Raw genomic sequence first — 13079 nt, forward strand, 5'->3', positions numbered from 1 at the left:
CGGCTGCCGCCGGCGCCCGGCTTACGGCTGTGGGGCCGGCGTCACCGGCGCGCCGCCGGTGCCGTTGCTGCCGCTGGTGTTGGCCTTGGTCTTCGCGGCGCCCGGGCTGGAACCGCCAGGTCCGCCGCCGCTGCCGCCGCCGGGGCCGCCACCGCTGCCGCCGGAGCCGCTGCCGGGCATGCCGAACTTCGGCAGGCTCGGCAGGTTGTTGGAACCGCCGCTCTCGCTGCTGTGTTCGCCACCCGCGGTCGAGTCGGACGGGTCGTCGTTCGGCGCTTCGGGGGCCGGCTCGGCGGGCTCCTCGGGAGTGCCGTCGGCGGAGCTCGGCGAGTCGTGGAACAACTGGTCGAGCTGGCTCAGCGGGTCCTGCAGGACACCGAGGTCGCCGATATCGGCCGAATCTGCCGGCAGAGCGCCCGGGTCCACGTCGACACCGGCGCCGAGCAGGGTGTCGAGCAGGTCGTCGAAGTCGGCATGCGCGGCCGGCGCGGCCAGCAGGCAGCAACTCAACGCCAACACCGCCGCGACTACCCCTCGACCCGAACCGCCACCCCGGCGACCGCTCATCTGCGAAGCCCTTCCTCAGCTGCCGGGCAATGGTCAGCGCGGCGAGGATGAACCTAGCGCTTCAAAGTCCAAATGCGCGAGCCGAAAAGTCCGCGGAATAACAATGTTCAATGGCCGTTCACCTACCGTCACCCGGCACGCCACCGCCCGCACATCGACCCGCGTTTTCCCAGGTGATAAGGGCAATGGAGACGGTCGTCACAATGGTTCACAGTTAAAATCAACGGGAATAATTCCGTTACCCACATAAAAGCGCTCACCGTTCTCACCTTTTACTGAAGTGCCGGCGCCGGCCGACATAAAAAATCAGCCCGAGCGTTAATTGCCGCGACCGTGCGCCAGGACGTCGGCCCGGCCGAATCGTGCCCCGGCGCACGTCTGCGCAGCTAGCGTTCACCCGGTGACCACAGCTGCGATCGACCTCGGCTCCTGGATCGCTAGGCGGGCGGCGGCAACGCCGCGGCTGCCGGCGATCACTTTCGGCGAAAACACTTGGACCTATGGGGACTTCGCGGACCGTATCGACCGTCTGGCAGCCGAACTGGTGGCCGGCGGCATGCGCCGCGGCGATCGGGTCGGTTATGTGGGCCTCAACCACCCCGACTTTCTGGTCACGCTGTTCGCCGCCGCCCGGATCGGCGCCGCATTCGTACCGCTGAACTGGCGGCTCACCGCCGACGAACTCCGCTACATCCTGGGCGACGCGGGAGTGCACACGCTGCTGGCCGACGCCGAGCGCGCCACGGTGATCGACCCGATACGCGCCGAGTCGGGTCTGCGACGCGCGATCGCGCTGACCGCGGTGCCGGGCTGGGAGGTTGCCGACGCACTGCTCGCCGGCCGTGCACCGCTGGCCGACCCGGTGTTCCCCGAGCCCGACGACATCGCGGTGATCATGTACACCTCGGGCACCACCGGGCGGCCCAAGGGCGCCATGCTCACCCACGCAAACCTGTTCTGGAACAACATCAATGCGCTGTTGTCGTTCGACACCAGCCAACAAGATGTGTCGCTGGTCTGCGCACCGTTGTTTCACATCGGCGGACTCAACGTCACCACCCTGTTGACCCTGCAAAAGGGAGGCCGGATCGTGCTGATGCCGGCCTTCGATCCGGCCGAAGCGCTGAAGCTCATCGCCGAGCACCGGGTCACCACCATGTTCGGGGTACCGGCGATGTTCCTGTTCATGGCCCAGCTACCGCAGTTCGCCGCGGCCGACCTGTCCAGCGTGCGGTACTTCGTCTGCGGCGGCGCCCCGGTGCCCGAGGCGCTGATTCACCGCTACGGCGAGCGGGACATCCCGTTCGCGCAGGGCTACGGACTGACCGAGACGGCGCCGCTGGCGCTGGTGCTGCGCACCGACGAGGTCGGCGTGAAGATCGGCGCCGCGGGCAATCAGGTGTTGCCATTGTCGGATGTGCGCCTGGTCGACGCCAACAACGTCCCGGTGCCGGCCGGCACCCGCGGCGAGATCTGCGTGCGCGGCCCGCAGGTGATGGCCGGCTACTGGCGCAATCCCGAAGCCACCGCCGCGGTGATCGACGCGCAGGGGTGGTTTCACACCGGCGACATCGGCCAGGCCGATGACGAGGGCTACATCTGGGTGATCGACCGGGTGAAGGACATGGTGATCTCCGGCGGCGAGAACGTCTACCCGGCCGAGGTCGAAGATGTGCTCTACGGGCATCCGGCCGTGGCCGAGGTCGCCGTGCTGGGCACTCCGCACGAGAAGTGGGGCGAGGCGGTGACCGCCGTGGTGGCGCTACGCCCGGGTGCGACGTTGGCGCTGGATGAGCTGCGCGCATTCGCCCGCGACAAGCTGGCGGCGTTCAAACTGCCCATTCGGCTGGAGTTCGTCGACGCCCTACCCCGCACCCAGTCCGGCAAGGTTGTGAAATACCAGCTGCGCGCGGTGATCTCGGATCAGCAGAACGACTGAGAGCCGTCAGTCCTGGTTGTTCGGCGGCGGGCCGTCCGGACCCGGCTCTCCGGGCTGACCGGGCGAACCGGGCGTCCCGGTGCTGCCGCCGTTGGCGCTGGTCGCCCCGGGCTCACCGGGGTCGCCACCGGGTCCGCCCTGCCCGCCGATGCCGCCGGCCCCACCGGTGCCGCCGTCGCCGCCGTCGCCGCCGGTCGGGTGACCGTCGGTGCCCGTGGTCCGGGCGCCGCCCCCGTCACCACCGTCTCCGCCGGCCCCGCCATTGTTGCCGGTACCGCCCTCACCGCCGGTTCCCCCGGTGCCACCGGTGCCACCGGTCGCGGTCCCGCCCTCACCGTGCGACAGCGCGTAGCCACCGACTCCACCGGCACCGCCGTCACCACCGACCGGCCCGACCGCCCCGGCCGGCGTGCCGGTACCGTCGCCGCCGTCGCCGGCGTCACCGCCGACGGTGTTACCGCCGGAGCCGTTGGCCGTGGCGTCCCCGCCGGCCCCACCGACGCCGCCGTCGCCCATGGTCTGGCCGCCGATCCCGCCGTCTCCGCCGTCACCGCCATCGCCGCCGACCGCGGTGCCGTCCGAACCGTTGGAGGTGGCCTCGCCGCCGGCACCGCCGACGCCGCCGTTACCGCCGATGTCCGAGCCCCTGCCCCCCACGCCACCGGAGCCGCCGTTACCTGCGGTGACGTCACCTCCGGTGCCGTTCGCGACCCCCACGCCGCCGGCGCCGCCGGTGCCACCGACGCCGCCCTCGCCGAACATGGTGCCCAAGCCGACACCACCGGCGCCGCCATCACCACCGAGATCGCCGTCCAGGCCGGTACCTCCGGTGCCACCGGCTCCGCCGGTGCCCATCAGCGTGCCGCCTGCACCACCGTCACCACCGATGCCGCCGTCGGCTCCGGCCCCGCCCGTGCCACCGTTGCCGCTGAGGCCCGCGTCGCCGCCGTCGCCACCGATGCCCTCGGCGGAGGTACCGCCGGCGCCGCCGTCACCGAACCACAGACCGCCGTCGCCGCCTTGAGCCTCAGCCAGCGAGCCGCCGTCTATTCCGTCGGTACCGTTACCGATCAGGTACTGGCCAGAAAGCGTGTTGATCGCGGTGTCGACGAACTGGCCGAAGTCACTGTTGATCCAACCCTGCTGGAAGGTATGGATCATGTCGTAGGTGCTCTCATCGATCGAGAAGTTGCCGAATAGGCCGCCGAGGTCGAAGGCACCGCTGTCCGCCGAGCCCGACACCGCGTCGGCGTCGATCAGCGCATCCCAGTCGTAGGTGGTGACGGCGGTATCGGTGGCCGGCGCCGCCCAGTCCGCCGGATTGAACAGGTCGAAGATCCAGTCCAGTTCGTCAGCCTGCGCAGCGGGGGCACCGCCCAACGGAGTGGCTGTGAACGCCATGAACGCTGCTGCTGCCGCTCCCGTGCCCAGCGTGCGGGCGAGCCGTTGACCGGTCATGTGTGCCACTTTCTTTGCGTGCGAATCGAAAACCACATGCGTGAACGACGACCTGCGACACTGCAGGTCTTTTGGTGAATCACGGGACTGCCATACCCCCTGCCCGGAATTCAGCCAGCCTATACCCATGCACTGATCGGGCGAAACCCCATAGTCCAAGAGCTACAACGGAATTCAATCTACAAATTCGGACTTCAGCCGAAGACCAATGCAGCAGTTCACAGTTCATGCCACAGTTCGAGCGGGCGGTGACAGACCGTCGGCACGTATCGATGGAAGGTTCGCCGCAAAACACGCCCCGAGAGTCGGCCAGCAAATACCACATGGAAGAGTTGGAGAAATGACGAGTCACGAGGTTCTTGGGCAGCGGGCGGCGGCGTTCCTGGCGATGCACCAGCCGGGCAATCCGGTCGTCCTGCCCACCGTGTGGGATGTGTGGTCGGCCAAGCTGGCCGTGGACGCCGGGTTCAGCGCCTTGACGGTCGGCAGCAAGCCGGTGGCCGAGTCGATGGGCCGCAGCGACGGCGAGGGCATGTCCTTCGCCGAGGTGCTGGGCAGGGTCCGCCAGATCACCGAGGCCGTCGACGTGCCGGTGTCGCTCGACATCGAATCCGGCTACGGCGAGTCCCCCCAGCGGCTGGTCGAAGGGCTGTTGGACGCCGGTGTGGTCGGGGCCAATATCGAGGACTCGGTGCACAGCCAGGACAAGCGGCTGCGTTCGGCGTCCGAGCACGCCGAGTACGTCGCCGCACTGCGCCAAGCAGCCGATGCCGTGGGCACCCACATCGTGATCAACGCCCGCACCGACCTGTTCCTGCGCAAAGACGGCGACGACGCCGATCGCATCGACCGTGCCATCGCCCGGCTCACCGACTGCGCCGAGGCAGGTGCCGACGTGCTCTACCCGGTGGGCCGCCACGACGCGGACACCCTGCGCGCCCTGGCCGCCGGACTGCCCAAGCCGGTCAACGCGCTCGCCGCACCAGACCAGGACGACCCGGCCTCGTTCGGCCCGCTCGGCATCGGGCGAATCAGCTTCGGCCCGCTGTTGCAGGTCAGCCTGGGTAAGCACGCCGGCGAGATCCTCGGCCGCTGGGCCTGAGGCCCGCCGGTCCGCGGTCCACATCGGGAGATCCGCGACGGAAGAATTTGACACCTGTTAAGTTCCTCGGTGTGGACAACATCCGCGGTAAGACCATCGCCATCACCGGCGCCGCCCGTGGCATCGGGCTGGCGACCGCCACCGCCCTGCTGCGCCGCGGCGCCCGCGTCGTCATCGGCGACCGCGACACCCATGCGCTCAACGAGGCGGTAAAGCAACTCGGCGCCGGCAGTCCGGTCACCGGTCACCCCCTCGACGTCACCGACCGCGAGTCGTTCTCGATGTTCCTGGACAAGGCCCGCGCCGACGGTGACGGCCGCATCGACGTATTGATCAACAATGCCGGCGTGATGCCGGTCGGCCCCTTCCTCGAGCAGACGCCGGAGACCTTCCGGTCGGCCACCGAGGTCAACTTCTACGGCGTGCTCAACGGCTGCCAGCTGGTGCTTCCGGAGATGGTCAAACGCCGAAGCGGCCACATCATCAACATCGCCTCGATGGCCGGGATCGTGGCGGTGCCCGGCCAAGTGCTCTACGCCGGAACGAAATTTGCGGTGGTGGGCCTGACCACCGCGATGGCCGACGAGTTCGCCCCGCAGCGCGTCGCGGTGAGCGCGGTGCTGCCGACGTTCACCAACACCGAATTGATCTCGGGCACCACTCCGTCGGCCGCGCAGAAGCCGGTCGAGCCCCAAGACGTCGCGGCAGCGGTGGTCAAGGTACTCGACAAGCCGAAGACACTGGTGTCGGTGCCAAGCTTCGGGCGCCGCACCGCGATCCTGGCGACCCTGCTGCCGGATCGCGGTCGCCGCTGGCTGAACAAGAAAACCGGCAACAACACGGTGTTCCTGCAGTTGGACACCGAGGCCCGGCGAGCCTACGAGGACCGTGCCCAACACGCCACCGGCGTGATCGAAAACGACTGACCGGAAACCTATCCCAGCGCTTGATCCAGGTCGGCGATCAGGTCGTCGACGCCTTCCAACCCCACCGAGATCCGCACCACCCCGTCACCGAGCCCGATCGCGGCCCGCCCGTCGGGCCCCATCGCTCGGTGGGTGGTGGTGGCCGGGTGGGTGATCAGTGATTTCACATCCCCGAGGTTGTTGGAGATGTCGATCAGCCTCAGCTTGTCCAACAGCTCGAACGCCCGCTGTTTGGCCGTGCCATCCGGGGCGTCCCGCGGCGTTCTGAGCTCGAAGGTGATGACGGTTCCCCCGCCCGACATCTGCCGGCGCGCCAGATCGTACTGCGGGTGCGATGGCAGAAACGGGTACCGCACCCAGCGCACCGCGCGGTGCTGTTCCAGGTACTCAGCGATCCGCAACGCCGCAGCATTGGCGTAGTCGACCCGAACAGCCAGTGTTTCAAGACCTTTCAACAGCAACCAGGCGTTGAACGCGCTGATCGCCGGGCCGGTGTGACGCATCAGGTTCTGCACCGGACCGTCGATGTACTCCTGGTCGCCCAGGATCGCCCCGCCGAGCACCCTGCCCTGCCCGTCGAGGTGCTTGGTGCCCGAGTACACCACCACATCCACTCCGAGCGGAAAGCCCTGCTGCAGCAGCGGGGTGGCGAACACGTTGTCCAGCACCACTTTCGCGCCGGCAGCATGCGCCAGCTCGGTGACCGCGGCGATGTCGACCAGCGCCTGCATCGGGTTGGACGGCGTCTCGAAGAACACCGCTTTAGTGGGCTTGGCGGGGTCGGTCAGCGCCTGCTCCCACTGCGCCATGTCGTCGCCGTCGACGAAGACGGTCTCGACCCCCCAGCGGGGCAGGATCTCGTTGCAGACCACGAAACACGAACCGAACAGGCTGCGCGCGGCCACCAATCGGTCGCCCGCGCCCAGCAGCGCACCGAGCGCCACGAACACCGCCGCCATGCCACTGGCGGTCGCGAACGCCGCCGGGGCGCCCTCGATCAGCCGCAGCCGCTCCTCGAACATCGACACGGTCGGATTGCCGTACCGCGAGTAGACGAACCGGTCGACCTCACCGGTGAACGCCTGCTCGGCGGCGGCCGCGGAATCGTAGATGTAGCCGGAACTGAGGAACAGTGCCTCGGTGGTCTCGTCGAACTGCGAGCGCAGGATGCCACCGCGCACCCCGACGGTGGCCGCACTGACACCGTCCGGCAACGGCTTGGGAACGCGCACGGAGTGTCGGGGCCCCGAATCACTCACGACTGCGTCCAGGGCAGACCCACCGCGCGCCAACCGGTTCCGCCGCGGTGGGACTGCGCGTCGAGGTGGCCCTCGAAACCGTCCAGCACGTTGTAGGACGGGGCGATACCGGCCGCGGTCGCGAGTTCGGCGGCGGGAATGGAGCGGTTTCCGGAGCGGCACAAAAACACCGCCGGCCCGGCCGGTACCCGGGCGGTCAGCTCTTGAGCGAAGTCCAGATTGGGGCTGCCGTCGGAGTGCACCCATTCGACGCAGACCACCTCGCGGCCCAGGCCGGCCAGATCCGGCAGACCCACGAAGCGCCATTCGGCGTCGGTGCGCACGTCGACGAGCGTCGCTGTGGGGTCGTCGCGCAGCATCGCCCAGGCCTGCTCGGGTGTGATGTCTCCTGCGTAGCTCACCTGCCGAAGTGTCGCACCCGCGGCGGGCTCACGCCACCGCGGGGGTCACGGCCACAGCTTGCCCAGAACGGCCGCGACCTGCCCGGCCCGGTCGCGGGCGACCGCCACATCCGGGCCGGTGGCCAGTGCCAAACCCAGCCTCCGGCGAGGGTGGCCCTCGTGGTGGGAGAACACCACCGCATCGCTTTCGGCCACCCGGAGCGCGTCGGCCACCACGGCCACACTGTCGGGCGCGGCCTCGGGGGCGGGCGCTCCCGGCGGCCGCCGCGAGTAGATCAGCCGTGCCGCGCCGGGCGAGATCATGATGGGGTCGATCGCCAGCCCGAGGATCGCTCGTGCCTGCAGTTCGAAGCCGGAAAGCCGCTGGGTGCGCAGCGTCAATAGGGCCGCGTCGTAGGGGCGCACGTCGACGCCGGTGAAGTACACCTCGTCACCGTGAACCAGCAGTTGCACCCCGAACAGGCCGCGTCCGCCGAGCGCCCGCGCGACCCGCGCGGCGACCGATTTGGCCGCGTCCAGCGCTACCGCGGTCATCGGATAGGGCTGCCAAAGCTCCACCGTCAGTTGACCATTCGGGTCCTCTTCGCTGCGATGCCCGATCGGTGCACAGAAATCCAGTGCCGGACCGTCGGCCCCGTCGCGATGCGCGGCCAGCAACGTGACCTCGCTGTCGAACTCCACCACCCGCTCGGCCAGCACCCGCGGGTGCGCGCCCGGGCCGGCGGCCGAGACCGCGCGTTGCCAGGCGGGTTCGATGTCGCTGTCGCGCACCATCACCGAGCGGCCCTCGCCGAGCGCTCCCACCACCGGCTTGACCACCATCGGAAACCCGGCATGCCCTGCCACCGCCCGAAGTTCCTCGACCGAGCCGGCGAACCAGAACGGCGCGGTGGGCAGCCCGAGCTCGTCGGCCGCCAGGCGCCGCAGCCCCTCCGGGTTCGCGGCCAGCCGTGCGCCGCGGATGCCCGGCACCAATTCGGTGAAACCCGTGTCGACAACGGCCGTCAGCGCATCGGTGGCCACCACATCGGAACCGACCACCACGTACTTCGGCTGCAACCACCGGATCGCCGCGGCGAGTTCGTCATTGTCGCTCAGGTCGACCACCATCGAGCGGTCGGCGATCCGGTGCAACGCGGCGTCGGCGTAACGGTCGACGGCGATCACCTCGGCGCCCAGCCGCTGCAGCGCCGTCACCAGTTCGCGGCTGAGCTCACCGGAGCCGAGCAACGCCACCCTGGTGCGCCCGGGGCCGTCAGCGGTCAACCGCCCGGTCTCGGACGCCCGGTCCTCCTCGGCCTCCCCGTTCAACTGCCCTACCCTCCCGCGCCAAGGCAATGTTGCATGGTGCTCAAGGATAAGGGTGAAAACGGCAGGGGGGTGTGACGACGGTGAACGCGGTGCTGCTTGACCGCTGGTGGGCGCGGTACTGGTGGCAGCCATCGCTCGGCATCGTCAGCTGTCCGCGCCGCTGGTACTGGTGATCGCCGGCCTGTTGGTCGGGCTGATCCCGGCGGTACCCGATATCGCGTTGCGCCCCGACCTGGTGCTGTTCGTGATCCTGCCGCCACTGCTGTGGTCGGCCGGGCTGGAGAGCTCTTTCATCAACATGCGCCGCAACCGGCGTTCGATCATGCTGCTGGCGGTGGGGCTGCCGCTGGCCACCACCGTCGCCGTCGGCGCGGTCGCCTACTACACCGTGCCGGAGTTCACCGTTGCGGCCGCGCTGACGCTGGGAGCGGTCGTGGCCCCGCCGGATGCGGTGTCGGCCACCGCTATCGGCCGCCGGGGTCGGCCTGCCCCGGCGGACCATGACGCTGCTGGGCGGCGAGAGCCTGCTCAACGACGCCACCGCGCTCACGGTCTACAAAGTGGCCCTGGCCGCGGCAATCGGCGCCGCGACCGGTTGGGGCATGGGGCTGGCGACCTTCGTGCTGGCGGCTGTCGGCGGCGTGGCGGTCGGGGTGGTCTTCGGGGCGCTCATCGTGATCATCCGCGACCGGCTGACCGACCCGCTGGTGGAGAGCGCGGTCGGGCTGGTGGCCCCGTTCGTCATCTATCTGGTGGCCGAAGAGGTCCACGGCTCCGGGGTGCTCGCGGTGGTGGTCGCCGCCCTGATCCTCGGGCAGCGTTTCACCCGCGCCCACTACGCCACCCGGCTGGAGGACCAGGCGGTGTGGCGAGCGGTTCAACTGGTGCTGGAGTCGCTGGCATTTCTGCTGATCGGCCTGCAGCTGCCCACGGTGGTGCAGAACATGCACGGCGTGCGGTTCTCGACCCTGACCGTCGCATCGGTCGCGGTGTTCATCACGGCGCTGCTGGTGCGCGCGCTGTGGGTGGTGACGTTCTCCTACCTGCCGCGGATGCTCTCGGCGAGGATTCGGCAACGCGAGCCGGCGCCAACTCCCGGGGCGGTGTTCATCCTGGCGTGGGCGGGAATGCGCGGTGTGGTGTCGCTGGCGGCCGCCTTCGGTGTGCCGTTGACGACGCTGGCCGGGCAGGGGTTCCCGGGCCGGCCGCAGCTGGTGTTTCTGACCTTCGTGGTGGTCGTCGGCACCCTGCTGCTGCACGGGCTGACGCTGCCGTGGCTGATCCGGCGGCTGGGGGTCCGCACCGACGAGGACCGCAGCGACGCCATCGCCGCGGCCGCCGCGCAGGACAAAGCGGCGCTGGCCGCCGCCGACCGGCTCGACGAGGTGCTGGCGGCCAGCGAGCCGTCACCGGCCAGCGAACGCGCCGCCGCGGCGCTGCGCACCTGGAACACCCGGCGTCGCAACGCGGCCCGGGAACGGCTGCGGCGGTTGGATCCGGGCAACGATGACAGCGACGAGACCGCCGCCGCCGCATTTCGCCGGCTGCGGCTGGAGATGCTGGCCGCCGAGCGTGCGGCGCTGATCTACGAGCGTGACATCGGCCGTATCGACGACCAGGTGCTGCGCACCCTGCTGCACGGGCTGGATCTGGAAGAGGCGACGCTGAATCTGGACTGACCGCGCGGGCGGTTCGGGTGGTCCGCGCCTAGAGTCGGTCCCATGAGTGCCCTCACGTCGCCGAAGACCTACACCGGGCTGGCCGCCTTCCAGGCCGCCGACGCCGCGCTCTGCGCCATCCCGGTGCCCTACATCGCCAAGGCTCTCGACACCGTGGAGTGTCCCGAGCAGATCCGCCCGATCCTGCCGATCGTCAAGGTCGCGTCGGCGGTCGGCCTGCTGTCGGCGCGCCGCTTCCCGGCGCTGGCCCGGCTGACCACGGCGGCGTTGACGCTGTACTTCATTCTCGCGGTGGGCGCCCACATCCGGGTCCGCGACAGCATCCCCAACACGGTTCCCGCCGCGTCGTTCCTGGCGCTGTTCGCCGCGATGACCGTCGAGGGTCCGAGCTCAGCCTGATTGCGCCGACCCGCAGCGCCCGGCTCCGCCGCGCTCGCGATCGACGCTAAGGCTGCCCCGGCAGTAATCGCACCATCAGCCCCTGCGACTCGGCCAGCAGCGTGCCGTCGGTATCGGTCAGTTCGGCGCTGATGAAAGCCTTGCGCCCCTCGGCCTTGTCGATCCGGCCGTGAACCACCAGCGGGGTGTCGATCGGGGTGACGTTGCGGTAGTCGACATGCAGGAACGCCGTCCTGCTGATCGGGCGGTTCGCGGCATGGACCACCATCCCGAACATCCAGTCGAACAGCAGCGGCAGCACGCCGCCGTGCACCGCGGAATTGCCGCCCACGTGGAACCGGCTGAACCGCCCCGCCATGGACACCCCGTCGGGTTCGAAGCGGGTGATCCGCCACGGTGGCATCAGCAGGCTGCCCATGCCCGGCAGCGACGGCGCCCGCCCGGCCGGGGCGACAGCCTGCGGCGCCGGAAACTTCTCCAGCAGCCCTACCAGCGCTTCGGCGCGGTCGGCGGCGTCGTCCCAGGTCGCATCGTCGGGCGCGGTGGACACCGCCAGGTCCTGCAACCGCCGCATCGTGGTGACGAATCGCGCGAAGCCCGGGCTCGGATCCACGACAGCGAAGTCCGGGAACCCGCCGTGGCTGGCGTAGTCGGGGTCGAGTTCCTCCGGCCGCTGCTCACTCACGCGGGGTCCTGCACGATGTCGTGCACAACGTGACCCCGCACCACGTCGCGACGCACGATGGTCTGCTCTCGGCCGGGTCCCACCCCGATGCACGAAACCTGCGCCCCGGCGATCTCTTCCAGCCGCGACACGTAGTCACGCGCATTGGCCGGCAGCGCCTCGAAGGTGCGGGCGCCGGAGATGTCCTCCCACCAGCCGGGCAGTTCTTCGTAGACCGGTTCGGCGCGGGCGAATTCCTCCTGGGTCATCGGCAACTCGTCGGTGCGCTTGCCGTCGACGGTGTAGCCGACGCAGACCGGCACGGTCTCCAGGGTGGACAGCACGTCGAGCTTGGTCAGGAAGTAGTCGGTGATGCCGTTGACCCGGGTCGCATAGCGCGCGATCACCGCATCGAACCAGCCGCACCGCCGTTGTCGGCCGGTGGTCACCCCGACCTCGCCGCCGGTCTTGGACAAGTACTCACCATTGGCATCGAACAGTTCGGTGGGGAACGGCCCCGAGCCCACCCGGGTGGTGTAGGCCTTCAAGATACCCAGCACCGTGGTGATGCGGGTGGGCCCGACGCCGGAGCCGACGGCCGCGCCGCCGGCGGTGGGGTTGCTCGACGTCACGAACGGGTACGTGCCGTGGTCGACGTCGAGCAGGGTGCCCTGCGAGCCTTCCAGCAGCACGTGCTCGCCGCGGTCCAGCGCAGCACCCAGCGCCAGCGCGGTGTCGGCGATGCGGTGCTTGAAGCCCTCGGCCTGCACCAGCAGATCCTCGAGCACCTGCTGCGGCTCCAGCGCCTTGCGGTTGTAGATCTTGACCAGCACCTGGTTCTTGAACTCCAGGGCGGCCTCGATCTTCTGGGCGAGCGACTCTTCGTCGAGCACATCGGCCACGCGGATCCCGATGCGGGCGATCTTGTCCTGGTAGCAGGGCCCGATGCCGCGGCCGGTGGTGCCGATCTTCTTGGAACCCATGTACCGCTCGGTCACCTTGTCGATGGCGACGTGATAGGGCATCAGCAGGTGCGCGTCGGCGGAGATCAACAGCCGCGAGGTGTCCACGCCGCGCCGCTCCAACCCCGCCAGCTCGTCGAGCAGCACCCCGGGATCGACCACCACACCGTTGCCGATGACGTTGGTGACGTGCGGCGTCAGCACCCCAGAGGGGATCAGGTGCAACGCGAAGTTCTCCCCGGTGGGCAGCACCACGGTGTGGCCGGCGTTGTTGCCGCCCTGGTAGCGCACCACCCACTGCACTCGTTCGCCGAGTAGGTCGGTGGCTTTCCCTTTGCCCTCGTCACCCCACTGGGCGCCGATGACGACGATTGCCGGCATGGATTTCTCGCTAACTGTCTTGGCTTACTGT

At 69.4% G+C, this 13079-nt stretch carries 11 protein-coding genes and 1 pseudogene; 5 read left to right on the plus strand and 7 right to left on the minus strand.

Translation table 11 applies throughout. From position 1 onward, the window contains the following. Positions 1-21 precede the first annotated feature (21 nt). Positions 22-567, minus strand: a complete 546-nt coding sequence (locus BST10_RS03960) for a hypothetical protein (protein WP_235673682.1) — start codon at positions 565-567, stop codon at positions 22-24. Between the two features lie 400 nt (positions 568-967). Between BST10_RS03960 and BST10_RS03965 the strand changes: the two genes are divergently transcribed. Then, a complete protein-coding gene (locus tag BST10_RS03965; RefSeq protein WP_083036453.1) occupies positions 968-2506 on the plus strand; it encodes an acyl-CoA synthetase in 1539 nt (512 codons plus the stop codon). Positions 2507-2512: 6 nt separating this feature from the next. On the opposite strand, the gene BST10_RS24115 is transcribed toward BST10_RS03965, so the two are convergent. Continuing rightward, positions 2513-3964, minus strand: a complete 1452-nt coding sequence (locus BST10_RS24115) for a PGRS repeat-containing protein (RefSeq protein WP_109559388.1) — start codon at positions 3962-3964, stop codon at positions 2513-2515. A 340-nt stretch (positions 3965-4304) separates the two neighbouring features. On the opposite strand from BST10_RS24115, the gene BST10_RS03975 reads away from it, so the two are divergent. Both BST10_RS03975 and BST10_RS03980 read left to right on the plus strand, forming a co-directional pair. Next, positions 4305-5066, plus strand: a complete 762-nt coding sequence (locus BST10_RS03975) for an isocitrate lyase/PEP mutase family protein (protein WP_083036454.1) — start codon at positions 4305-4307, stop codon at positions 5064-5066. A 71-nt stretch (positions 5067-5137) separates the two neighbouring features. Then, the gene (locus BST10_RS03980) at positions 5138-5992 is read left to right on the plus strand and encodes an SDR family oxidoreductase (protein WP_083036455.1); all 855 of its coding nucleotides are present in this window, start codon (positions 5138-5140) and stop codon (positions 5990-5992) included. A gap of 8 nt (positions 5993-6000) precedes the next feature. Here the strand turns inward: BST10_RS03980 and BST10_RS03985 are convergent, their stop codons facing one another. The 3 genes from BST10_RS03985 to purT are packed head-to-tail and all read right to left on the minus strand — an operon-like array spanning position 6001 to position 8963. Beyond that, positions 6001-7251 (minus strand): O-succinylhomoserine sulfhydrylase, encoded by a 1251-nt coding sequence (locus BST10_RS03985; protein WP_083036456.1) that lies wholly within the window; start codon positions 7249-7251, stop codon positions 6001-6003. Beyond that, the gene (locus BST10_RS03990) at positions 7248-7652 is read right to left on the minus strand and encodes a rhodanese-like domain-containing protein (RefSeq protein ID WP_083036457.1); all 405 of its coding nucleotides are present in this window, start codon (positions 7650-7652) and stop codon (positions 7248-7250) included. The genes BST10_RS03985 and BST10_RS03990 overlap by 4 nt, the downstream gene beginning before the upstream one ends. A 45-nt stretch (positions 7653-7697) precedes the next feature. After that, complete coding sequence (gene purT / locus BST10_RS03995) at positions 7698-8963, minus strand: formate-dependent phosphoribosylglycinamide formyltransferase (protein ID WP_083036458.1); 1266 nt, start codon at positions 8961-8963, stop codon at positions 7698-7700. Positions 8964-9066: 103 nt separating this feature from the next. On the opposite strand from purT, the pseudogene BST10_RS04000 reads away from it, so the two are divergent. Together BST10_RS04000 and BST10_RS04005 are read left to right on the plus strand one after the other, a co-directional pair. Further along, positions 9067-10642: pseudogene (locus tag BST10_RS04000) on the plus strand (Na+/H+ antiporter). A gap of 42 nt (positions 10643-10684) precedes the next feature. Continuing rightward, on the plus strand, positions 10685-11041 hold the full coding sequence (locus BST10_RS04005) for a DoxX family protein (protein WP_013827307.1): 357 nt from the start codon (positions 10685-10687) through the stop codon (positions 11039-11041). A 46-nt stretch (positions 11042-11087) separates the two neighbouring features. Here the strand turns inward: BST10_RS04005 and BST10_RS04010 are convergent, their stop codons facing one another. Together BST10_RS04010 and BST10_RS04015 are read right to left on the minus strand one after the other, a co-directional pair. Beyond that, positions 11088-11726: a PaaI family thioesterase gene (locus BST10_RS04010; RefSeq protein ID WP_013827306.1), complete on the minus strand. Its 639-nt coding sequence runs from the start codon at positions 11724-11726 to the stop codon at positions 11088-11090. Beyond that, the gene (locus BST10_RS04015) at positions 11723-13048 is read right to left on the minus strand and encodes an adenylosuccinate synthase (protein ID WP_083036459.1); all 1326 of its coding nucleotides are present in this window, start codon (positions 13046-13048) and stop codon (positions 11723-11725) included. Before BST10_RS04015 ends, BST10_RS04010 begins: the two co-directional genes overlap by 4 nt. Between the last annotated feature and the right edge of the window lie 31 nt (positions 13049-13079).

This window comes from Mycolicibacter algericus DSM 45454 (genome assembly GCF_002086455.1).
Lineage (GTDB): Bacteria > Actinomycetota > Actinomycetes > Mycobacteriales > Mycobacteriaceae > Mycobacterium > Mycobacterium algericum.